Annotated in this window: 19 protein-coding genes and 1 pseudogene; 8 read left to right on the forward strand and 12 right to left on the reverse strand. The window is 33.4% G+C overall.

The features are described from left to right. The first annotated feature begins 80 nt into the window (after positions 1-80). From R6X41_RS14105 to R6X41_RS14130, 6 genes are all read left to right on the forward strand, one after another. A complete protein-coding gene (locus R6X41_RS14105) occupies positions 81-1,295 on the forward strand; it encodes an aminotransferase class V-fold PLP-dependent enzyme (protein WP_318500989.1) in 1,215 nt (404 codons plus the stop codon). A gap of 49 nt (positions 1,296-1,344) precedes the next feature. Beyond that, entirely contained in the window at positions 1,345-1,818 is a 474-nt protein-coding gene (locus R6X41_RS14110; RefSeq protein ID WP_318500990.1) for a hypothetical protein, read from the forward strand. Between the two features lie 38 nt (positions 1,819-1,856). Then, the gene (locus R6X41_RS14115; RefSeq protein ID WP_318500991.1) at positions 1,857-2,279 is read left to right on the forward strand and encodes a SufE family protein; all 423 of its coding nucleotides are present in this window, start codon (positions 1,857-1,859) and stop codon (positions 2,277-2,279) included. A 1-nt stretch (position 2,280) separates the two neighbouring features. Beyond that, positions 2,281-2,604 carry a DUF59 domain-containing protein gene (locus R6X41_RS14120; protein ID WP_318500992.1) on the forward strand — a complete coding sequence of 108 codons (324 nt, stop codon included), beginning with the start codon at positions 2,281-2,283 and terminating at the stop codon, positions 2,602-2,604. A 1-nt stretch (position 2,605) separates the two neighbouring features. Continuing rightward, on the forward strand, positions 2,606-3,112 hold the full coding sequence (locus R6X41_RS14125) for a DUF2480 family protein (RefSeq protein ID WP_318500993.1): 507 nt from the start codon (positions 2,606-2,608) through the stop codon (positions 3,110-3,112). Between the two features lie 69 nt (positions 3,113-3,181). Beyond that, entirely contained in the window at positions 3,182-4,105 is a 924-nt protein-coding gene (locus tag R6X41_RS14130) for a DUF3078 domain-containing protein (RefSeq protein WP_318500994.1), read from the forward strand. A 77-nt stretch (positions 4,106-4,182) separates the two neighbouring features. Here the strand turns inward: R6X41_RS14130 and R6X41_RS14135 are convergent, their stop codons facing one another. Together R6X41_RS14135 and hflX are read right to left on the reverse strand one after the other, a co-directional pair. Further along, positions 4,183-6,486, reverse strand: coding sequence for an FdhF/YdeP family oxidoreductase (locus R6X41_RS14135; protein WP_318500995.1), 2,304 nt, complete (start codon positions 6,484-6,486; stop codon positions 4,183-4,185). A gap of 128 nt (positions 6,487-6,614) precedes the next feature. Then, positions 6,615-7,841, reverse strand: coding sequence for a GTPase HflX (gene hflX, locus R6X41_RS14140; protein WP_318500996.1), 1,227 nt, complete (start codon positions 7,839-7,841; stop codon positions 6,615-6,617). 112 nt (positions 7,842-7,953) lie between these two features. Between hflX and R6X41_RS14145 the strand changes: the two genes are divergently transcribed. Then, entirely contained in the window at positions 7,954-8,892 is a 939-nt protein-coding gene (locus R6X41_RS14145) for an endonuclease/exonuclease/phosphatase family protein (RefSeq protein ID WP_318500997.1), read from the forward strand. A 1-nt stretch (position 8,893) separates the two neighbouring features. Here R6X41_RS14145 and R6X41_RS14150 read toward each other — a convergent pair whose 3' ends face one another. Both R6X41_RS14150 and R6X41_RS14155 read right to left on the reverse strand, forming a co-directional pair. Continuing rightward, positions 8,894-10,300, reverse strand: a complete 1,407-nt coding sequence (locus R6X41_RS14150; RefSeq protein WP_318500998.1) for a DUF5689 domain-containing protein — start codon at positions 10,298-10,300, stop codon at positions 8,894-8,896. 21 nt (positions 10,301-10,321) lie between these two features. Then, positions 10,322-13,081 carry a carboxypeptidase-like regulatory domain-containing protein gene (locus tag R6X41_RS14155; protein ID WP_318500999.1) on the reverse strand — a complete coding sequence of 920 codons (2,760 nt, stop codon included), beginning with the start codon at positions 13,079-13,081 and terminating at the stop codon, positions 10,322-10,324. A 110-nt stretch (positions 13,082-13,191) separates the two neighbouring features. Between R6X41_RS14155 and R6X41_RS14160 the strand changes: the two genes are divergently transcribed. Next, positions 13,192-14,262: an endonuclease/exonuclease/phosphatase family protein gene (locus R6X41_RS14160; protein ID WP_318501000.1), complete on the forward strand. Its 1,071-nt coding sequence runs from the start codon at positions 13,192-13,194 to the stop codon at positions 14,260-14,262. Positions 14,263-14,274: 12 nt separating this feature from the next. Here the strand turns inward: R6X41_RS14160 and R6X41_RS14165 are convergent, their stop codons facing one another. The 8 genes and pseudogenes from R6X41_RS14165 to R6X41_RS14200 all read right to left on the reverse strand — a co-directional run. Next, positions 14,275-14,718, reverse strand: a complete 444-nt coding sequence (locus tag R6X41_RS14165) for a hypothetical protein (RefSeq protein WP_318501001.1) — start codon at positions 14,716-14,718, stop codon at positions 14,275-14,277. A gap of 105 nt (positions 14,719-14,823) precedes the next feature. Beyond that, on the reverse strand, positions 14,824-16,503 hold the full coding sequence (locus tag R6X41_RS14170; RefSeq protein ID WP_318501002.1) for a choice-of-anchor J domain-containing protein: 1,680 nt from the start codon (positions 16,501-16,503) through the stop codon (positions 14,824-14,826). A 12-nt stretch (positions 16,504-16,515) separates the two neighbouring features. Then, positions 16,516-19,065 carry a TonB-dependent receptor gene (locus R6X41_RS14175; protein ID WP_318501003.1) on the reverse strand — a complete coding sequence of 850 codons (2,550 nt, stop codon included), beginning with the start codon at positions 19,063-19,065 and terminating at the stop codon, positions 16,516-16,518. 158 nt (positions 19,066-19,223) lie between these two features. Then, positions 19,224-20,870 carry a glucose-6-phosphate isomerase gene (pgi, locus tag R6X41_RS14180; protein ID WP_318501004.1) on the reverse strand — a complete coding sequence of 549 codons (1,647 nt, stop codon included), beginning with the start codon at positions 20,868-20,870 and terminating at the stop codon, positions 19,224-19,226. A gap of 2 nt (positions 20,871-20,872) precedes the next feature. Then, positions 20,873-22,186: a M23 family metallopeptidase gene (locus R6X41_RS14185; RefSeq protein ID WP_318501005.1), complete on the reverse strand. Its 1,314-nt coding sequence runs from the start codon at positions 22,184-22,186 to the stop codon at positions 20,873-20,875. Positions 22,187-22,581: 395 nt separating this feature from the next. Then, positions 22,582-23,367 (reverse strand): DUF3108 domain-containing protein, encoded by a 786-nt coding sequence (locus R6X41_RS14190; RefSeq protein WP_318501006.1) that lies wholly within the window; start codon positions 23,365-23,367, stop codon positions 22,582-22,584. Positions 23,368-23,515: 148 nt separating this feature from the next. Continuing rightward, positions 23,516-24,667 carry a 4-hydroxyphenylpyruvate dioxygenase gene (gene hppD / locus R6X41_RS14195; protein ID WP_318501007.1) on the reverse strand — a complete coding sequence of 384 codons (1,152 nt, stop codon included), beginning with the start codon at positions 24,665-24,667 and terminating at the stop codon, positions 23,516-23,518. A gap of 25 nt (positions 24,668-24,692) precedes the next feature. Further along, a pseudogene (locus R6X41_RS14200) lies at positions 24,693-24,920 on the reverse strand (four helix bundle protein); the annotation flags it as partial. Positions 24,921-24,943 lie beyond the last annotated feature (23 nt).

A 24,943-nucleotide genomic window follows, 5' to 3' on the forward strand; every position in this document is an offset into this window, starting at 1 on the left:
AGCTTTCGGCAGTCGCTTTTTTCTCGCTTACTCGAAAAAGAGCTCCAACAACTGCCTCTATCTGGGCTAAAACATCAATTATGTTTAACGTTGAACACATAAGACAAGATTTTCCGATACTTAATAGACAAGTAAATGGCAAACCCTTAGTGTATTTAGATAATGCTGCAACATCGCAAACGCCTCAGCACGTTATCGATGTTATTGTAGACTATTACAGCAATTATAACGCAAACATACATCGTGGTGTACATACGTTAAGTCAAGAGGCTACTGATGCTTACGAGCAAGCACGATTAAAAATTCAGACCCATTTTAATGCCAAGTTTTCTCACGAAATTATATTTACTTCGGGTACAACTCACGGTATTAATTTAGTTGCCAATGGATTTTCATCACTATTAAAAAAGGGTGACGAAATTATAGTTTCAGCTTTAGAACATCATAGTAACATTGTGCCTTGGCAAATGTTATGCGAACGTTCGGGTGCCGAACTTAAAGTTATCCCTATGAATTTAGAAGGCGAGTTAATCATGTCGGAATACGACAAACTCCTTTCTAAAAACACTAAATTGGTTTTTGTTAACCATATTTCTAATGCTTTAGGAACTATAAATCCTATTGAATATATAATTAAAAAAGCACATGACTTTGGCGCTGCTGTTTTAATAGATGGTGCACAATCGTGTCCACATATTAAACCAGATGTTCAAGCTTTAGATGTCGATTTCTATGTTGTTTCTGCTCATAAAATGTGTGGACCAACAGGAGAAGGTATGCTTTACGGAAAAGAAGAATGGCTTAAAAAATTACCACCATATCAAGGTGGTGGTGAAATGATTGCCGAAGTAACTTTCGCAAAAACTACTTACGCAGATTTGCCTCATAAATTTGAAGCAGGAACACCTAATATTTGTGGTGGTATTGCTTTTGGTGCCGCAATAGATTACATGAACGGTGTTGGTTTTGAAGCCATTGCAGAATATGAACATGAATTATTAGCATATGCAACTATAAAACTTTCTGAAATTGAAGGCTTAAAAATTTACGGTACGTCTAAACATAAAACATCGGTTATTTCATTTAATCTTGAAGGTATTCATCCGTACGATGTTGGTACGATTTTAGATAAATTAGGAATAGCGGTAAGAACTGGACACCATTGCGCTCAACCTATTATGGATTTCTTTAAAATCCCAGGAACAGTAAGGGCTTCATTTGCATTTTACAATACTAAAACAGAAATTGATGCTTTAGTTGCAGGTGTTAAAAAAGCTAAAATGATGTTATCTTAAATAGATATTGGCTTCTTTTTTTGTAATTTTCAAGTATAAATTTTGAGTTATGAAACACATCACACTCCTAGTAAGTATTATATTATTTAGTGCATGTGGGCCAACTAAAAATAGTGAAGTTCCAGCTCAAAATACTATAAACTCCTCGGGAATTTCAGATTCTCAAAATAAGGTTCTCATAGGATACAGTGCGATTACTAGAGGTTCATTTCTGGAAATAAAAATCGAAGACCAGAAAATATTAGTTATAAAGGAGCAATATGGACCAGACAAGATAAGAAATCTTTCTAAAAAGGAATGGGACATTTTATTGAACAAAATAGATGCAGTAGATTTAGATACACTCTCAACCTTAGAAGCACCTTCTGCGCTACGCCATACTGATGGAGCGGCTTCTGCTAGATTACAAATTATTGAAGACGATTTAAAATATAGCACACCAGAATTTGACCATAAAAATCCGAATTCAGAAATCAAACCCTTGGTAGAATACATTTTATCTCTTGCCAAAACGGTTGATTAACACATTTACTATTTGTAATTTTGATAAAAACAAAACACGTGACGATACAAAACATACAAGACGAAATAATAGACGAATTTTCAATGTTTGAAGATTGGGAAGAACGTTATCAATATATGATCGATTTAGGAAAGACATTACCACTAATCGATACACAATACAAAACCAACGACAATCTTATAAAAGGATGCCAAAGTAAAGTTTGGGTACATGCCGAATTAAAAGATAGTTCTGTGATTTTTACAGCAGATAGCGATGCGATTATTACCAAAGGAATTATAGCTATTTTAATTCGTTCATTTTCAAATCAGCATCCAAAAGACATACTAGACGCTAATACCGATTTTATCGATAAAATTGGTTTGAAAGAACATTTATCTCCTACCCGAGCAAATGGTTTAGTAAGCATGATTAAACAATTAAAATTGTATGCTATTGCATACCAAACACAACTAAGTTAAAATGAGTAAAGAACTAGATACAGCCGAATTAGGCGAAAAAATCGTTAAGGTTTTAAAAACCATTTTCGATCCAGAAATCCCAGTAGATATTTACGAGTTAGGATTAATTTACGACGTATTTGTAAACGAAGATGCCGAAGTAAAAATACTTATGACGTTAACTACACCTAATTGTCCTGTTGCAGAAACATTACCTTTAGAAGTAGAAGAAAAAGTAAAATCTTTAGATATGGTAAAAGATGCTGAAGTAGAAATTACTTTCGACCCACCATGGAGTCAAGATTTAATGAGCGAAGAAGCGAAACTAGAATTAGGAATGCTTTAATATGGCAGAAGATATTTTAAATAGAGTCGCCAATAGTAAACTAAAAGTTTTAGACCTTGAAGATTATTACCCTTCTGGGTCTAGAGTTTTATTGGATATTAAAGATTGGCTTTTAGAAGGTTTAGTACTTCGTGAAAACGATTTTAGAGCACACGTTTTATCTCATAACTGGGAACAATATACAAACACATATGTCGCATTAACATGCAGTACAGATGCCATCGTACCATCTTGGGCTTACATGTTGATTACTTTACAACTAGAACCTTATGCCGAAAAAGTAAATCTAGGAGACATTAAACAATTAGAAACATCGATCTATCAAGATATTATAAATGATTTAGATGTTTCTGAATTTAAAGATGCACCAGTAATAATAAAAGGGTGTTCTAAAAAACCTGTCCCAGAGAGTGCTTATGTCATGATTAGTAATAAAATTAGACCTATTGCTCGATCTATAATGTTTGGCGAGGCTTGTTCAAGCGTTCCACTCTACAAAAGAAAATAATAATTTTTCCTATATTATTAATAAACAACTTATATTTTTGCAAATTAAACGTTATTTAATCCAAAAATTATGAAAAGAATTTTTACTATTTGCTTCCTATTGGTTGCTACAGCTTCGTTTGCTCAAACAAAGAGTGAACTACAAGAGTTACAGAAGGCTAAAAAAGATTCTGTAAGTTCACTTCAATCAGAAGTTGATGCTCTTCAAAAACAAATTGATAAATATCCAGGTTGGCATTATGGAGCTTTTGGTACTATAGGCGCTAATTTTTCTGAATTTAACAATTGGTACGCTCAAGGAACTCCTAATAATTCTGCTGGAAACATTACTATTACTGTAAATCCTTACGCTAAATTAAACAAAGAAACATTTTTCTGGTATTCATCAGCAAACATTAATTTAGCATGGGTAAAGTTTGACGACAAAGACGATTCAAGCGATAACGACAGTTTTAGACAAGCTACAGATGTCTTTACAATTACATCACTTTATGGTTATAAACTTAGCGAAAAACTAGCAGCTTCTGCTTTAGGAGAATACAGAACAACCTTATTAAACAACTTTAATGATCCTGGTTACCTAGATTTAGGGGTTGGTATTACATGGACACCAATTTCAGATTTAATAGTGGTTATTCATCCTTTAAACTACAACTTTGTATTTAGTAATGATGATACAATTTTCGATTCATCTTTAGGAGCAAAACTTGTGGCTAACTACGGAAAATCTATCGGGAAATTAAACATTCATTCTAACTTTACAACATTCTTGTCTTACGAAAGCTCAAACTTATCTAGCTGGACATGGACAAACGCTTTTGGTTATGAAATTTGGAGAGGTATTGGACTTGGTTTTGAATTTGGACTGAGAGACAATAAACAAGAAGCACTTAACTATGCCGTGAACACTATGGGAGATACAAACGCAACTTTCGACAATGTTGATAACGACTTACAGACATATTGGACATTTGGTTTAAGCTACGCATTCTAAGCTAAAGCAAACAAAATATTTATATAAAAAAAGGCTTCAATTTAATATTGAGGCCCTTTTTGTAATTTGTATTCAAATTACAAAATTGCTTTCTCTACAGTAACTTTCACAGATTTACTTATGGGCGTATTACTTTTAATCGCATATTCATCGATAGGAATTAACGGATTTGTTTCTGGATAATACGCAGCTAAATTTCCTGAAGGTATATTATAAGGAATCACCAAGAAATTGAACACTTTGCGTTCGTTTCCTTTGTAATTACTCATTAAATTAACAACGTCGAACTTTTTATACTTATACTTTTCCATATCGCTTTCGTTCATAAATAACACACGCCTTTCATTATGCACACCTCTATATCTATCATCTAAGCCATAAATAGTAGTATTAAATTGGTCGTGAGACCTAATACTCATCAATAAAAATTCGTCTAGTTTTAAATCGTGTTGTGGTAATTCTGTAACTGTAAACTTTGCTTTTTTATTTGGCAGTCGGCTAAAGTCTAGATCACGGACATTATTAGGCAAATAATATCCTACGCCTTTGGACTTTGTATTTACATCTTCAAAACCACTAATTACCAGTCCCATTTTTTCGCGAAGTAATTCATAATCTGTACTTATTGTTTTCCATTCTACAGGATGCTTTCCTTTAAAATAAGCATCTGCAATACCTCCAATAATATCTGGTTCACTTTTTATATTTTTGGAAATGGGATGTAAGAAACCTTTGGATTGATGCACAACACCCATACTATTTTCAACCGTAAAATGACGTTGTTTCCCTGCATTAAAATCTTGATCAGATCGTCCTAACGTAGGCAAAATCAATGCAGTTTTACCAACAATACAATGACTTCTATTCAGCTTTGTACTTATTTGCACAGTAAGGTCACAATTTTGAATCGCCTTAGCTGTATACTCTGTATCTGAAGCTGCCGAAACAAAATTACCTCCCAATGCTAGAAAGATTTTTCCTTTTGTATTATGCATCGCTTGAATGGCATTTACCACATCTAAACCTTGATCTTCTGGCGGAGTAAAACCAAAGGTGTTTTTTACTGCCTCGTTAAAAGACTTAGACACATAATGCATAATACCAACGGTTCTGTCACCTTGTACATTACTATGCCCACGTACTGGGCAAGTTCCTGCTCCCAGTTTTCCTAAACTCCCTTTTAACAATAATAAGTTAACACATTCCTTAATATTATCTACCCCATTTTTATGCTGCGTTAAGCCCATAGCCCAACATATAATTATTTTTTTTGAATTCGCTAAAAGGGTAACAACTTCATCTATTTTAGAAATATCTACACCACATAATTGTAACAATTCGTCTTCCGATTGTGTATCTAAATGAGAAACTAAAGCTTCGTAACCTTCAGTATATTTTTCTATAAATTGATGATCGAAAACGGTTTGATCCAAAGCATCTAATAGTACTAATTTCTTCTGAATCAATTTCAATAAAGCCACATCTTGATTTATTCTTACCTGTAAATGATAATCGGCAAGCTTATGTCCTGATCCTAATATGCCAGAAATTTCTTGTGGGTTTTTAAAACGTGCTAAACCCGCTTCTGCCAACGGATTTATACTCACTACATGTCCGCCGTTTGATTTACATTTCTCTAAAGCAGATAACATTCTGGGGTGATTTGTTCCTGGATTTTGCCCAATAACTAAAACAACTTCGGCTTTATCAAAATCTTCTAATTTCACAGAGCCTTTTCCTATTCCTAATGTTTCCGAAAGTCCTACACCACTAGATTCATGGCACATATTAGAACAATCCGGCATATTATTAGTTCCGAAAGCCCTTGCAAACAAACCATATAAAAATGCAGCCTCGTTACTTGATCGCCCTGAAGTATAAAAAATAGCTTCGTTTGGGTTTTCTAACGCATGTAAATGATCTGCAATAACTAGATAAGCATCTTCCCAACTGATGGGTTCGTAATAAATACCACCAGGCTTTAAAAGCATGGGTTGCGTGATACGACCACTTTTCCCTATTTTATAATCGGTCCATGTCGAGATTTCCTCTATAGAATGCCTTTCAAAAAAACGAGCATCAACTTCTTTGTTAGTAGCCTCTTCAGACAAAGCTTTTGCTCCATTTTCGCAATATTCACCTAATTTTGAACGCTTCTCTGGATCTGGCCAAGCACAACCAGGGCAATCAAATCCATCAATTTGATTCATATGAGATAAAGTTTTTAAAGACCTTATTACTCCCATTTCTTTAAACACATGCTCCAATGCTATTTTTACAGCTGTAAATCCAGCAGCATGATCTGCAGGATCTTTTAATTCTATTCCCGTAAATTTATCTGCACCTTGAGTGTGCACGTTACGGTGTTTAAACTTCGTCATAATGTTATGAATGGTTTGCTCTTACAAGTTACAGAAATTTATCTACTGCGTTTTAAATTCTACAGAAAGTAACTTTTTAAAATATGGGTATAAAAAAATGCGCTTGGTAGCGCATTTTTTATAAATTTTTATTCTTCTTCACTTAAATCAAGATCATCATAATCTGGATATAAAAATTTGTTATAAGGAAAACGTGTTATGTGAATTTCTCTTACTTCATCGTAAACTCGTTTTTTAAAATCTTCTAAATTTTCTTTATTTAATGCTGATATAAACAATGCATTATCTCCTAATTTGTTCATCCAAGTACGTTTCCATTCATCTAACGAATAATGAGAAGTATTACGAACTTCTTGTAAATCGGTTTCATCAAAAGGTTCAGCTTCATAAGCATCAATTTTATTAAAGACCATAATAGTAGGTTTATCAGCACCTTTAATCTCTCCTAAAATTTTATTCACAGATGCGATATGATCTTCAAAATTTGGATGAGAGATATCTACAATATGTAATAACAAATCGGCTTCGCGAACTTCATCTAAAGTACTTTTAAAAGAGTCTACCAATTGCGTTGGCAACTTTCTAATAAATCCAACAGTATCACTTAATAAAAATGGTAAATTATGGATTACTACTTTTCTAACAGTTGTATCTAAAGTTGCAAATAATTTGTTTTCGGCAAACACCTCACTTTTACTTATCACATTCATTAAAGTCGATTTTCCAACATTGGTATACCCAACTAAAGCCACACGAACCATAGCACCGCGATTACCACGTTGCACAGACATTTGCTTGTCTATCGTTTTAATTTTCTCTTTTAATAATGCAATTCGCTCTCTAACAATACGTCTATCTGTTTCAATTTCAGTTTCCCCAGGTCCACGCATTCCAATTCCCCCTTTTTGGCGTTCAAGGTGTGTCCACATTCCTCTTAAACGTGGTAATAAATATTCACATTGCGCCAATTCTACTTGCGTTCTAGCATAACTAGTTTGAGCACGTTGGGCAAAAATATCGAGGATTAAATTGGTTCTGTCTAAAACTTTACAATTTAATATTTTACTTATATTTCGTTCTTGAGCTGATGATAATTCATCATCAAAAATAGCTGTACCGATATCATTTTCTTCAATAAATAGCTGTACATCTGCCATCTTTCCAGTACCGATAAAGGTTTTAGGATTTGGCTTTTCCATTTTTTGAGTAAATCGTTTTATCACTTCACCTCCAGCAGTAAAGGTTAAAAACTCCAATTCGTCTAAATACTCTTTAGACTGTTCTTCGTCTTGCTCTTTAGTGACAACACCTATTAATACTGCTCTTTCTAAGTTTGTATCCTTTTTTTCTAGCATAAATTGATTTAAAGCACAAAGTTACATAATTGTACGCTGATTAATTTTTATATTTTTAAGATTCCTATTTACTTTTGAAGTCTTATCTTGCCATAGAAATTTACATCATAACATGAAAACTATTGCCTTTTTTAATTTAGAAAATTTATTCGACATCACCAACGATCCGAAGATAAACGATAATGATTTTTTATCGACTTCAGAAAAACGTTGGACTTTAAAACGATACGAAAACAAGTTGTTTAAATTAGGATTAGCAATTTCAAGTATTGGAAAAACGGAAACAGCAACACATCCTACAATTGTAGGTGTTGCCGAAGTTGAAAATGCAAAAGTAATTCAAGATCTTATAGATTCTGAACACTTAAAGGATATTCCTTATGATTTTGTGCATTACGATTCTGCCGATGAGCGAGGCATTGATGTGGCTTTTATTTACGATAAAACCCAATTTACAGTAACAGATTCTGCACCTTATTCTATCGTTTTAGAGGATGAAGACGGTCTTGCTGATTATACAAGAGATATATTACGTGTAACAGGAATTTTAAATGGAGAGCCCATGAATTTTTTAGTGAATCATTGGCCATCTAAGCACGAGGAATCTAACGAGCCAAAACGTATGGAAGTGTCTAACAAAGCCACTGAAGTTATTGAAAGTATAAAAGCTGAAGACCCTGATGCTAAAATTATTATTATGGGAGATTTTAACGATAACTCGGCTAGTGAAAGTGTACAAGCGTTAGTGAATAACAATAATCTTTTTAATCCGATGGAAAGTTTAACATCTTTCGATCGTGGTACTGTAAATTACAGGTTTAAATGGGATGTGTTCGATCAGTTTATGTTGACTCATAATTTTCTTGACCATAAACCAGGAACTCATAATTTTGATAATGCTAATATTTTTGATCCCGATTTTTTAAAACAATATAAAGGTCGTTTTAAAGGTCAGCCGTTTAGAACTTATGCTGGAAAAACATACAAAGGTGGTTATAGCGATCATTTTCCTGTATATTTACTCTTACGTGACGTTCCTAAAATCGTGTAATTTATTTCTCGGTTAACACTCTAAAATCATCTAATTGGTAAGAGCCATCTAAAGCTTCATTCGTACCTGAACCTGTTACTTTAAAAGCAACATAAAGGGTTCCTGTATATTCAGATATATCTACTAATCCGGAATCTTTAAAGGCATACCATTCGTCGTATTTAGTTGGAACTTTTGCGTTAATTACGGTCCATGTGGCATTAAGTACATCGGTACCATTAAAATCTGTAGAAGCTAAAACTTCAATTTTATTACGAACAGAATCCAAGTGATGTTGCCCCATTTTAAAGTTTAAAAATTCATTCAAATAAACATCCATATCAATACCAGGCGATATTAACCAACCAACATTAGCCGTATCATTCGCTCCAAAAGTTCCAAACTCTGCATATCCATTTTTACTATAAATTTGTTCGGTCCAAAGAACTTGCCCACGTTCTGAAAAATTAATCCAACCTTCTGTATCTAGAGTTTCATTATCGATGGCATCATTAAAAGTCTCTTCGAATATCACGGTAAAATCATCGGCATTTAAAGGGGAGCACCGCGAATCTGTCATGACAACATCTTTAGTATCATTTAAAACGAGTACAAAATTATCGCCACCATAACTTTTAGAAATCACACCTTTTATCGTACCGTTTTGCGTTGGTAAGATTTCATTCTTAAATGATGAAAACGAACTTGTTTCTAAAATAAATTCTTCGTAGCTAAAGCCTTCACAACGTTGCATAGTGCGTTGCGTATCGAAATCATCTATCGCATTAAAATAGGATTGATCTTTTAGATTTTCTGGGAATTCAACATTATTTATCACAATAAACATCCCTATATAATTCTCATTGATATCTGAAAAATTAAGTTCTAACGGTTCTATTTCAACCGTTTCTGAGGAGCGAAACAGATGGGATTTAATCTGATTTTCGGTTAGCAAACCTACTCTACTTCCATCTTCAAAACCTCCAATAGCCAAAACTTCTGATACTGTTTCTCCTAAATATAAATCCTTTAATGAAATGTAGACTTCTCGCCCTAAGTTGAATTGATTATAAGAATCGACTTGATTTAAAACAATATTTATAGCTGCTTTTGGATTAGAAGGCTGATCTTGAATATATATTTCTTTATAAAAATTTCCTGTTTTATCAGACGATGACACATACCCTTTCACCACACTATTAGAAGAGAACTGTACAACTTCTCCAGCAACGAATTGTTGTTTTAAAGCCTCTATTGAAATCTCTGTAATGACACCTTCTTCGATGCCTTTTTGAATATCGATTAAAGCCTCATTCTCTTCTTGATTTAATGGTGAAGGCACCGAAAAATCATCGTCTTGGACGCAAGACATTAAAAGCATTAAAAACAAAATACTTAAAATCCGGTTTGTATTTTTTATCTTTTTCATCCTTCAAAAATTTACTCTTTTCTAAAATCTAATATTTACATTGGCAAAATAAGTTGTACCACGTCCGTACCAATATTTTGGTCCAAACACTCGAATTGGGTGTTCATTATCTTCTTTCAATTCTCTATAATTGGCATTTCTACCTTGTTCAAATCCACCAGTTTTAAAGGTATTATCCAATAGATTATTAATGCTAACAAACAGGCCAAGGTAATAATCAGCAATCTTCCATGATTTCCCGCCTATTAAGTTCACAACCAAATAATCGTCAAATCGCTCCTGTTTTAATAATTGTTTTGCCACATTTTCGTCGTAATCGATAAATGGCAAACCATCATCATCTAAATAAAAATTGGCTGTTCTGGTAAGTGGACTCACATCTATATATGTATTCACCATATAATTTGCCGTGGCTCCAAACCACCAATATTCGGGATCGCTATATTCAAAACCAAAGGAAAAAGCAGATTGCGGACCTCCTGCAACTTTATAATTTTTGAGATCAGATTCTCCAAAATTTATGGAGCCATCATCGGTTACAAAACTAGACGAGGTTAAATATAAATCAGGGTTGTTATTATAAATATATTGTCCAGCAGATGCCGCTGCTTTTAATTTAAAAGACGATGTTAATTTTGCTTCAATTCCCAATTCAAAACCATAATGAAGTGTATTTACACCGTACAGAATTTCTTGTACAAAAGCCGATGTTTCATTAAACACAATACCTGCAGATGTTAATCCATCTGCATAATAAAATCCGATTTCGTTACTCCCTTTATTATCAATGTAAAACCCCGTTAACTTAGATGTTATAATTCGCGATCTGTAAATATAACTTAGATCGAAAGCCATAACATGTTCTTCTGAAATGTCTTTAACTACAGCGTTATTCTCTCTTGGGTTAGAAAATGAACTTTGAAAATCTGGTGCTTTTGTAAGATATGCCGCATGAAGATCTACAACATGCTTTGCAGTGAATTTATAAGTCAAGCCGCTTTTAATCCCGAAACCTATAAAATTTAAAGAGGCACTTTTTCCTAATGAATTATTTTGAAAGGCTTCATTCTGAAACAATCCTTCACGCTGATATTTAGTATTATTAATATTAAGTGCTATAAAATAATCGATGGTTCTATATTTAAATTGCGCTTGTGCAAAACCAGAGATTATACTTGCATTCATTATATAATTGTATTTAATTTTGCCACCTTCTTCTACCAATGCATTAGGATTTTGCATATCGTATTGCCAACCATCAAAAGCATCAACATTTAAATAATATAATGCGCCTAACATATCATTTATTTCAGCAAAATTATTTGATTTTAATTGTGAATAATTCAGAGAGCCACTTAATAAAATATGGTCGTTAATTTCTGTATTTAAAATTGAATTTATGGTGAATTGCTTATCGTCTGTTCGGTCTTGGTATTGTATATAAGCGGCCTCTAAACCTTGATCTGCATTCGTAATATTAGCATCGTACATACGATTCCAATTAACTTGACCATTGCTAATAAATTCATGTTCGGCGAGATAAGCATTTGTATAATCAGGTTCGACTTTAGCTAAATAATAACTCGGTAATTTTTGATAATATGCAGGGCTAGGATTTCCGCCGCCAGGATAATCTAACCGACTTTGACCTTGTTTTCCAAAGGTATAACTCATGTTAGTTTGAAGTTCTGTATTTGCATTTATATCCCAGAAATGGCTCAATATAAAAATAGGTTGGGAGACATCTTTAATTCGTGAATTTCGTTTTTCATCATTATGATAGCCCCAATATTCATTGTATTTAATATCTCGTAAATTAAAAACTTCTTGAGTATTCGGAGACGATTTTCCACGTTTGTTTGGCGTATAAATACCTGTGAAATTTAAACTTTGCTTTTCGCCAAAATTCTTTTCTACAGAAATAAAAAATGAATTTGCATCGTAAAACGTAGCATCTTGGTAACCTTCGTTTCCCCAACGTTTACCAATAGAAAGTGCATATGCCCAACCGTTTTTAACTAAACCAGAGGCATAACTTGCCATTAATCGATTAGAGTAACTTCGGTTAGAAGACGTATATGTAATTCTGCCGCCTTGTCTATATTTTGAAGCTCTAGTACTTACACTTGTCGCACCTAGAACACCACCGAAATTAAGCGTGGAAGCAGATAAACCAAAACTAAACTCTTGGTTACGCATCACATCATTAATGCCTCCCCAATTGCTCCATTGCATCCTCCCGTTATACATGGAGTTCATTTCAATTCCGTTTATTAAAAGTGTGCCTTCACTAGAATCTAATCCTCTAATTTTAAAGAAAGATCCACTAAATTCGAATGCTGCTGTTCGCTGAAAAACATCTTGAGACGCTTGTAGTAGTCCAGAGATATTATCGGCCACACCTGTATCGTCGTTTAACTCATCGTCAGTTAAAATAATAGTATAAAGATCTTGGTTTGCTGTAGCATCACGTTGTAAAAACATATCGTCAATATGTAAAGCAATATCCCTGTAAATAATAATTGGATAGCGTTTATCTGCGTAACCTGTCTTACTTAGTTTAAGTATGTATTCACCAAAAACATTAGTGTTTTCAATATTAAATTCGCCTAACTTATTAGTTTCGGCACTGTAGTTTGTACCTTCAATTTGAATAGAAACCTGATCAAGAGGCAGCAAAGACACCCCGTCTTTAACACTTCCAGAAATGTTTTGAACTTGTGCCAAAACAGATTGGAAACTACAAAAAAAACATAGACTTATTAGAATGAAATTTTTCATTAAAATAGAACTTTAAATTCACTACTTTCTAACTATCAATAGATTAGGGAACTTTAATTTAATGATTTTTATTTAAAATATATTATATTTAGATATATATTTAGTTTATAATGAACGTTTTAAGATCTATTTTGTACCTAATATGCCTTATTAATTCATCATTAATTTGGGCACAGGATAGAGAATTTACCATACATACGATTGCCTTTTACAATCTTGAAAATCTGTTTGATATTGAAGACAATCCTATAACTTTTGATGAAAGTAGTCCCATAATGGAATTGAAGGAAAACCGGGCAGAAGTGTATGCTAAGAAGGTTAGAAACATGTCTCGTGTAATTTCTGAAATTGGTTTTGAGGTGACTCATAATTCTCCAGTAATTTTAGGTGTTTCTGAAGTAGAAAATCGTGATGTCTTAGAAGATTTAATAAATGATTCTTTGCTAATTAAACACAATTATGGAATTGTTCACTTTGACTCTCCAGACCGCCGTGGGATAGATGTTGCATTATTATACCAGAAAAGCGTGTTTACTCCAATAGCAACTTCTAATTATCCACTTCACTTAAAAGATGAACTTAAAGGCACTCCTATTTACACACGAGATCAATTGGTTGTTAGCGGACTACTGGATAACGATTTAATTCATATTATTGTGAACCATTGGCCGTCTAGACGTGGTGGAGAAACTAAAAGTAATTCTAAACGTATAGCAGCCGCAACACTGAATAAGCAAATTATAGACTCACTGCAAACAATAGATCCCTATGCCAAAATAATAACTATGGGCGATTTTAACGACGATCCTACAAATGCGAGTTTTAAAACTGTATTAAAGACTAAGAAAAAGAGAAACAAAGTAGGATTAAAAGGCATTTACAACCCCATGGAGCAACTTTATAACGATGGACTTGGCACAACTGCTTATCGTGATAAATGGAGCCTCTTCGATCAGATTTTGGTTACTAAACCTTTATTGGAAACCGATTTTAGCTCGTTTCGGTTTTATAAAGTTGGCATTTTTAATGCTCAATTTCTAATCACAAAAACAGGAACGTACAAAGGCTATCCATTTAGAAGTTTTGGTTATGAAGGATTCACTAATGGCTATAGCGATCATTTCCCGGTATATATTTATGTAATTAAGGAAAAGTCTAAACATAAAAAAAGCGGCTCTTAGCCGCTTTATAATTTATATTCCTAACCATGTACTCCATGGAATTCTTGATAGCAAGAGAATCAAACCAATAGTATAAAATATAGATATGGTTTTAAACTTTGCATGAGATGATAATTTTACTTTGTGTTTAGAATAGCCCATTGTAATAAATACAAGTGCTATTATGTTGATTATTGGATGTTCTATTAAATATAATCTGCTGATTGGATCTTTCATGATACCTCCCATTCCAATTTCTCCAAACAGAGCCATTCTTGGAGAAACAACATACAGAATAATCCCTATTAATAACTGAATATGAGTTACAATAATTGTGAATAAAGCCAATCTAAAATCTACAGGACTGTATTCTTTTTTGCCAACATATTTTATAATACTATTAACTGTGGCAATTATTAAGACTGCCAATACTAAAAACGCCCAATAGGAATGTAAATTTCTAATTACACTGTACATAATGATGAAGATATTAATTTTATTAAAAACAAATGTAAACAATTTAACGGCATAAAAAAACCATGTATTTCTACATGGTTTTAATTTTTGTAAGTTTAATATGGATTACTTATTTCTAACCCAAACGCCACCTGTTTTAATCATTGATGTATTTTCTATGGTATTTGTACCATTATAAATATCATACGTCATTAAATATTTCTGACCTTCAGCTGCATTTGGATCCATTTTATCAAGTAAAATAGCCATTGCAGTTTCAATCATATCTGTAATACCAGCATTATTTTCTTCATCTGCACCACTCCAGAAATTAGAATTCCCTGGTCTTCTATCTAAGTTTCCGTAGTTACCCATACTAGAAGCCGCACCTGCATAACCTTCAACATCTACTAATTGAGCCGCCATATAATCATAATCGGTTCTAATTAATTCATATCTAATAGTGTTATCTGGCACCCATGAGCTACCTTCATTACCAAATTGTAAAGATGCTTGGTATGCTCCCCATACACCATTCATATACGTGTAACTATTACCTGAAACAACTGTTGCTGCTCCATTATAATACTTATACGTAATTTCCATTTCATCTTCTTCTTGTGCATATGGATATTTGTTAGCTAAGAATGTTGGTATATAGTTAGCAGGTAAAATAGAACTACTAAAGTTATTATACTGTCCTGGTTGTCCAGAACCAGTCCCCATACTATCGTAATCTGCAGCACTTAAATAATATGCTTTATCTAATATTTGCCAGTATCCTTCTGCAGTATATTCGTAATAACTAGAAAGATCTACAGTTTGACCTTCTACACCTATTACTTTTACATATACGTCTTCAATTTCCCAAGTTGCTGCTGCAACATCGTCTGATTGGTATTTAAATGCAATATGAATAGTTTCACCTTCGTAAGCAGATAAACTATAATCGTCTGAAGTCACTGCTGTCCAACTAGAACCTTCTGGAGCAGGCGATACTGTAATAGTATCCCAAGTAGCGGTAGCTACATCTCCATCATAATCTGTTGAGATAAGAATATTATACCAATCAAGATCACCAGCATAATTTAAAATTTGAGTGACTTGGAATAATGGATTATCTTGATTAGTTAAATCAATCTCTGCAGATACTAACCAATCTTCGTTTACATTAGCTTTAGTAGTATAAGCATTCATTTTTGCACCGTAATTACTACCTTCCCATACTTGATCTCCTGTTACAGATATACTAGTCCAGTCTAATAATGTTCCAGCAGATACGAAATCTGAATCTACTAAATTAGAAACACCAACAACTGGTATTTCTGTGTATTGCTTATATTCTAATAAAGCAACGTCTCCCGCTACTGCATCTGGAAATTGTGAAGTTAAAATTGCAGTAAGATAATCTGTAGGATCTTCACTAGGGTAAAAACCTGCACCTTCACTTCCAGAAGCGGCATAATCGTCTTTAGATAAAGTGTATCTACTAGCAGAAATTAATTCACTAACACCCTCAATACCTGTAGGCGCAAGATTATAATCTACTAAAATAGAAGAACCTAATCCCCAATACGGATATTTTGTTGCTAAAAATGAAGGTAATAATTCTTTTGCTTCATCCTCAGTTGCAAACATAAGATCGTCTAATCCTAATTCGGCATAATCATCGTCTGTTAACGTATAATTTTCAACACCAACAATTGTTCGGTCTACATCTCCAATTTCGTTGTAAACATCTTCCATAGGGTCACAACTAGTTAACATTGCGCCTATAGCTACTAATAAAAATACTATTTTTCTCATTTTAATTTTTTTTTAAAAGTTAAGCTTAGCACCAATACTAAACGTTCTACCTGCTCCGTAATAAACAAGTGCAGTACTTGCTCCTGAACCAGCTCCATCTTGAGCATCAGACACGTAGTCTACATTAAAAATATTGTTCATTCTTCCTAATAAAAACACATCGAATGGTCCCATCATAAAGTTATGAGACAAACCTAAATCGAATAAACTATACGCTGGTACTTCCCAAGCGTCTGGAGCATTAGGTGTTGTTCTATTACTAGGATCGAAATCTGCATATAAGTTATCGTAGTAATTGTAATCTAACGACAATACTGTTTTTTCTATAAGTTCGTAATTAGCACCAAAAGCAACTGTAGTTTGAGCAGCATCACCTACGTGTAGATCTTCAATGTATAAATCTATAGTTTCGATTAATTCTTGATCTTCGTTAAAAATTTGAACATTCTTAACATCGTTATCCCATCTCCAATCTCCGAAAGATGCCATACCTGTAAGTTTTAACTTATCTGTTGCTCTATATACAAAGTCTAATTCTATACCTTGGTGAATTGCATTTACACCTAAAATATTAGCTGTAGCGTTTCTTCCATCTGGCTGCTGATACGAATACGTTTCAGATCTGTTATCCCAAACCGTTCTGTAGATGTTTACATTAGCAGATAATTTTTCTGATCTGTAACCATACCCTAATTCCATACTAAAGATCTCTTGATTTTTAGCGTCAGGGTTAATAAAATCGTTAGAGAAGTTTAAGAATACTGTATCGAAATCTGGAGCTTTTTGGAAGTAACCAATATTTGCAAACACATTATGATTATCTGTTAAGTTGTAGTTTGCTCCCCCTTTAATGCTATATCCAAAAAAGTTATACCAATCTGTTTCTCTAGCTGGATCGCTGTCTAAGTATTGAAAATAATCCAATCTTTTATAAGATGTATTAGATCCTGCAATAGATACAAATGCAGCAAGTTTATCAAGAGAGTATTCCATTTGACCGTAAAGACCGAACCAGTTTACAAATCCATCATTATAATAAGAGTATTTGTCTCCTACTTGGTACGTTGCATTTGGATCGTTTACATTACTATCGTCTGCATAAAAACGACCTCCTAATAAATCTGTAACTTCAGTGTAGTGAATTCCTTTGTATGTTCTTACATCTAAACCTCCTACTACTTCTATATTATCTCCTATCTTCGTATTTAAGCTAGATAATAATCCATACCATTGATGGTTGTTACGAGAAGCTCTTAAAATAGTTTCAGAACCATTAGCACCTGCCTCTTGGTTTTCATCAACAATAATATCAAAATTTGTAGGTCCGTAAACACCAATTCTGTAAGGTGTAACACCGTTATCTCCTAAGCCAAATTTATTAACTCCGGCGTAACCACCTCCACCACCGTTTCCGAATGATGCATATGCTGAGGTTGCTAAAGTTGTGTTTTCAGATAAATCCCAATACCAGTTTAATGAAATTTGTGGTTTATTATAAAAATTGTCTTCTTGGTGAGTAACTTGACCATTTTTATATCCCCAATCTGCATTAAATTTTATTCCATCGTCTGATGCTCTAAACGTATTAATTAATTGCTTATTTTGTCTTTGTCCGTGTTGTTGTTGTGCTCCAAAAACAGTAAAAGATAATTTATGATATTCACCTATATTTTTTGAAATATTTGCAAAGTAAGATACAGCATTAAATTCTGTTCCATCTACATAACCATCACCATCTGTTTTATAAGCAGAAACCGTAACAGCAAACCCATTATCCATTAAACCAGTAGAATAAGAACCACCCCACTTTAAATAACCATCGTTACCAACAGTAGATCCAACAGAACCTCCAGCTTCTACATCTGTAGTGTTTGTAAGAATGTTAATTGTACCTCCAATAGATGGTACGGCAACTTTAGAAGCTCCTAAACCACGTTGTACTTGCATAGAACTAGTAACATCTGCAAGTCCAGCCCAGTTACTCCAGTATACAGCGCCATTTTCCATGTCGTTAACAGGAATACCGTTAATTAAAACCGCAACGTTGTTAGATTCAAAACCTCTTAGGTTAATACGACCATCACCAAAACCACCACCGGCTTTAGTTGCGTAAACTCCAGGAGTAGATTTTAAAATTTCAGGAAATTCCTGAGTTCCTAATTTTAATTGAATTTCTGCTGCTCTAATTGTAGATACAGCAACAGGAGTTTTTCTGTCTACTGCTACAGAAGCAATAATTTGAACTTCGTCTAATCCGAATTCACTAGACTCTAATCTAATTTTACCTAAATCTACAGTTCCTGATACTGGAATTTCTTTAGATAAATAACCGATGTAAGAAATAACTATTACAGCATCTGTTTTAGTTGTCTGTAACGTAAATTTTCCATCGAAGTCACTCGAAACACCGTTTGTCGTTCCTTTTTCCACCACGTTTACACCTGGTAAAGGCATTTTGGAATCTGGATCAACAGTAGTTCCTGTAACAATACTTTGCGCAAAAGACACAGTACTAAAGACCATGATAATTGCAAAAAATAAGTTTTGTGTAATGTTCTTCATTTTTGTTATTTGAGTTAATTTTACGAGTGCAAAAGTAGTGCTTATTACCTATCTACTATTACCTAAATGTTAAGGTTTTTAACATTGTGCAATATACAGATAATGCATCAAATAAAAAAAATGAAGAATTTTTAGAGAGTTTTTTACGTCTTTATAATTTATTGACGTCCTTTTTTATAAAAGTTTAAAAGATTAAGAGTAGAATTATCATGTTCATAATTTTCAGTTCCGTCAAATTCTTTTAAAATTTTACTTGCAAGTTGCTTTCCTAGCTCTACACCCCATTGATCGTAGCTAAAAATGTTCCAAATCACCCCTTGAACGAAGATTTTATGCTCGTACATTGCAATTAACTTACCTAAACTTTTAGGTGTAAGTTTATTTATAAAGAGAGTATTTGTTGGTTTATTACCTTCAAAAACTTTAAAAGGAAGTAATTTTGATTGTTCTGCTTCAGATAAATTTTGAGATTTCATTTCCTCTAAAACTTCTTCTTTCGTTTTTCCATTTAGAAGTGCTTCTGTCTGGGCTAAGAAATTAGACATTAATTTATCTTGATGATCTGTATCACCATATAAAGACTCTACATAACCAATAAAATCTGCAGGAATTAATTTTGTTCCTTGATGAATTAACTGAAAAAATGCGTGTTGTGAATTTGTTCCTGGCTCTCCCCAAATAATAGTTCCAGTTTGGTAATTTACACGATCTCCATTACGATCTATACTTTTACCATTACTTTCCATTATCCCTTGTTGAAGATACGTTGCAAATTGTGTTAAATATTGACTATACCCAATAACTGCTTCACTTTCTGCACCAAAGAAATTGTTATACCACACACTTAACAGCGCTAATACAACAGGTATATTTTTATCAAAATCTGTAGTTCTAAAATGCTCGTCCATATCGTGAGCACCTTCTAATAAACTTTCAAAATTCTTGTAACCAACAGCTAAACTAACTGTTAATCCTACAGCACTCCACAATGAAAAGCGACCACCAACCCAATTCCACATCGGAAAAATATTTGTTTCGTCTATTCCGAATGCTTTTACTTTTTCAATATTTGTAGATACTGCCACAAAATGACTTGCAACTGCTTCTTGATTGGCATGTTCTAAAAACCAAGTACGTAATGTATTTGCATTAGATAAGGTTTCTTGTGTTGTAAATGTTTTAGACACAATTACAAAAAGTGTTGTTTCTGGGTCTAAAACCTTAATCACTTCATTTACATGATCCCCATCGACATTACTTACAAAATGTGTCGTTAAATGATTTTTATAAAACTGTAAAGATTCTACAACCATAGCAGGACCAAGATCCGAACCACCAATACCAATATTTACAACATCTGTAAATGGTTTTCCTGTAAAACCTTTTAATTCGCCATTTACAACCTTATTAGTAAAGGTTTCCATTTCTGCTTTTACACGATATATTTCAGGCATTACATTCTCGCCATCGACCATAACTGTAGCCGATTCTGGAGCTCTTAAGGCCGTATGTAAAACTTCCCTTCCTTCGGTTTCGTTAATAACATCACCAGAAAAATAGCTTTGCATTGCATCTTTCAACTTCACCTCATCTGCCAACTGAAGCAAGTATTTCATCGTTTCTTCAGTAATTCTGTTCTTCGAGAAATCTACATAAAAGTCTTCCCATATAATGGTATTGTTATTTGCACGATTTGCATCGTTAGCAAATAAATCTTTCATGTGAATGTTCTGGATCTCTTCAAAATGTTTTTGAAGATTTTTCCATGCGTCTGTTGTAGTTGGGTTGATTGTTGGTAATGCCATGATTAATATGCTTGTGTTATTAAGTTTTGCTCTTCTGTTTGCTGTTTGTCTTCTAAAAAGGGTACAGCATCTATTTGTAATCTAATGGGTTTAATATAGTCTAAATATTTCACTTTTAAGTTTTCTGAAATAGGTTCTGCCGCAGGTAATTTTTGTTTAAACGGATCGACTTGCACACCGTTTTTCCAAAATCGGTAACAGACATGAGGTCCAGACGTATTTCCTGTCATTCCAACCCAACCAATTACATCGCCTTGTTTTACGTAATCGCCTTCTTTTACTTTACGCTTTTGCATGTGAAGATATTGCGTTTCGTAAACCTTATTATGACGGATTTTCACATAGTTTCCATTACCGCCAGTATAACTCGATTTTGAAACACGTCCATTTGCAGTCGCTACAATAGGGGTCCCTATATTAGCAGCAAAATCGGTGCCTTTATGCGGACGAATTTTATTACCATATAAGGCAATTCTTCTGTTTAAATTATATCGCGACGAAATTCGTTTGTACTCTACTGGTGCTTTTAAGAATGCACGGCGTAATGTTTTGGCTTGTTCGTTGTAGAAATCTGTAATACCAAGAACGGTATCTGTTTCAAACTCGAAAGCATAAAACGGTTCGGTGTTATGCTGAAAATAAGCCGCTTTAATTTTATCTATTCCTGCATAAATAGTATCATCGATATACTTATCTGTATAAATAACTTTAAAACGGTCGCCTTTTTGAAGTCTTGTAAAATCTATTGTCCAAGCATAAATATCGGACATTTTATAAGCTAAAATTAAACTTAATCCATCGTCGGCTAACGTTTGAGAAATATTACTATTTATAACTCCCGAATATTCTTTTTCTACATACTTAATAGGTTTTCTACTCGTATATGCATGAATAGTATCATGAAAATCAACCACTATATACTCTTCCTTATTAGGCTGATAAATAAAACTTCTTGGTGTTTCTAAAGAATCTTTAGAACAAAGTAGCGTGTAAGGTTTACCGATTTGAATTTTTCTAATATCGAAACTATCCCTGGCTTTTTCTGCTATCTGGTAAATTTTAGAAAACCCGATATTATTGCGTTCTAAAATTTTACCAAAACTATCGCCCGATTTAACGGTATCCCGTTTAACAATATAATCGTTTAAATTGAAGCCAAATTCGTAAATATCTGGATCTGGCACTACGACTTCGACTACTGCTAAGTCTTCTTTACTTTGTTCTTGACGGTCGTCTTTACAACTCACTAAGCTTAGTGTAGCTGCAAAAACAATGACACATCTTTTCCCCAATCTGCTAATTCTTGTTTGGTCCATAAATCTGGAAAAAATATTTGCTTTTTTTGTTGTTATGATTTTTGTGTTGTTATGTATCAAAAAATTCAGGTTTTACAACCGTTTAACATCGTGACACTAAACTTTACTTACACGTGATGTTCTTTTACAAGCATAGACAACTGTAAAATGTTGCGCAAAGATTATGCCTGTTCTAGATTTCGGCTAAATTAATAAATTCATCTTGGTAACACCTTCCCAAAACTGTTAATAAATAGCCTATTTCGACCCTTTTTGTAATCTTTTTCTATCTCTTTTGGCTACAAATTAAAAAACATGTCTTAAACCTTGTTTCTACATGTTTTTAAAATGTTACAAACATGCTTAAGTAACAGTTGAAGTCGCATTGAAAATAAACCATTCGAATTCGATTTTCACTATTGCTTTACAATTATTTTAAAAGGGTGTTTTAAGCCTTTAAAAGCTGTTAAATCCGCACGCAATGATCCCACGGCTAAATCGGCTTTTATGCGCAAAGGAATTTTATTTTCATCTTTAGAAACCCAAAGTGTTAAACTCTCTTCTTCCTTAAATACTCGACCTGCCATTACATATGGTCTAAATTTTAAAGCTGCCATATTACCAAAATCTGTTTCGATAATTTCTTCACCTAAATATTTTAATTTGAAGGCATAATTCTCATCATCAAAGAACATATTTATTTGTACCTCTTCCCCAATTTTAAGGCTTTTAATATCGAGTTTATTTCTTAAATAATAAAAAGTAGACACCATATCTTGTACATTAGGTTTGGTCTCAAATTCTTTACTAGAATTTCTTTTTTTATTATAAACGAATGCCTTATTATTATCGCGATCAAACTCTATTTCGATATCTTTTGTATGTCCGCCTTCATCAATTTTTCTAATAAATTTATAAGGGGAATATGTTGATTTATCAATATAGGTTTCATAACGATCTTCAACTTTAAAGAACCATTTTATAGCACCTGTTGTCCAACCTTTACCAACTATATGATACATCGGAACCCCTTTATAATGATTATTTTTAACTTCTAAAGTTGCTTCTCCTGCTTTGAGAAATCCACTATAGCTCATTTCAAATTTAAACCATTCACCTTCTTGAAAAGCACTTTCATTCTGAGCCGAAGCTGTTGTACTAAAACCTACAATAAATAAGAAAAAGATAAAAAATTGTTTCATAAACCGTCTTGAATTGTAACCAATAACTAAACATCTTAGTTGTTATTGTATGCATTTAATTACAATTACTATTCCAAATGTATTAAAAGAAAAAAACACCATCAAAAATTAATGATAGTGTTTTACATGTTTTAATATTAAACTTACGTTAAAGCGTCCCTCTTTTAGCTTGTTCCCGTTCGATTGATTCGAAAAGTGCTTTAAAATTACCGGCTCCGAAACCTTTGGCTCCCATACGCTGAATAATCTCGAAAAATAATGTTGGTCTATCTTCTACAGGTTTTGTAAATATTTGAAGCAAATACCCTTCTTCATCGGCATCTATCATAATACCTAAGCTTTTTAAGGTTTCGATGTCTTCTCGTAACTCATGGCTGTATGCTTCCAATCTCCCTGGCACAGCTTTATAATATGCTTCTGGCGGAGTGGATAAAAACTCTACACCTCTATTTCTTAATGCAGACACTGTAGAAATAATATCGTCTGTAGCAACCGCAATATGCTGAACTCCTGGACCTTCGTAAAAATCTAGATATTCTTCAATCTGAGATCGTTTTTTACCTTTTGCAGGTTCGTTAATTGGAAATTTAATTCTTCCATTCCCATTACTCATTACTTTACTCATAAGTGCTGAATATTCAGTATGAATTTGTTTATCGTCGAATGACAAAAAGTTCACAAAACCCATAACATCTTCGTACCATTTGACCCAGGTATTCATTTGTCCCCAACCTACATTACCAACCATATGGTCGATATATTTTAAACCTACAGATTCCGGACTGTAATCGGATTCCCAAACTGTAAATCCTGGCAAAAACGGCCCTTTATAGTTTTTACGCTCTACAAACATATGCACCGTTTCTCCATACGTGTATACTCCTGCGCGAACCACTTCTCCAAACTCGTCAGTTTCAACCATGGGTTCCATATACGATTTTGCACCACGTTTTATGGTTTCTTCGTAAGCACTTTTAGCATCTTCCACCCAAAGTGCAATTACTTTTACACCGTCTCCATGTGTAACAATATGATCGTTAATAGGATGTTTGGAATGTAAAGGCGAGGTTAATACCAATCTTATCTTATCCTGTTTTAAAACATAAGACACAGTATCTTTACTTCCTGTTTCTAGTCCTTTATATGCATAGGACTGAAACCCAAACGCAGTTTTATAAAAGTGAGCCGCTTGTTTCGCATTTCCCACATAAAACTCGACATAATCTGTTCCTAAAAGCGGAAGAAAATCTTGTGCGTCTTTGAAAATTTTTTTAATATTTGAATCCATATGTTCACCCATAATTTCTAATTTTAGAGAAAAGACGTTAGAATTTATTCTGAAAACTCATAGTCATTTTTTGAAATTCTTCTATTTTTTCTTGAAGTTGATTTAATTTATCTACAGATATATAACTTCTTTTACAAGCTATAATTAATTGTGTTTCGAGCTCAAAAGACGAACCAAGAGCAATATCTATAAAATGGGAATTAGATTTATCTGTTCTCGAAGACCCTTCAGCAATATTACTAGGTATTGAAACAGAACATCTATTTAATTGTGACGACTACCCAAACT

It is taken from the genome of Formosa sejongensis (genome assembly GCF_033447105.1).
Lineage (GTDB): Bacteria > Bacteroidota > Bacteroidia > Flavobacteriales > Flavobacteriaceae > Formosa.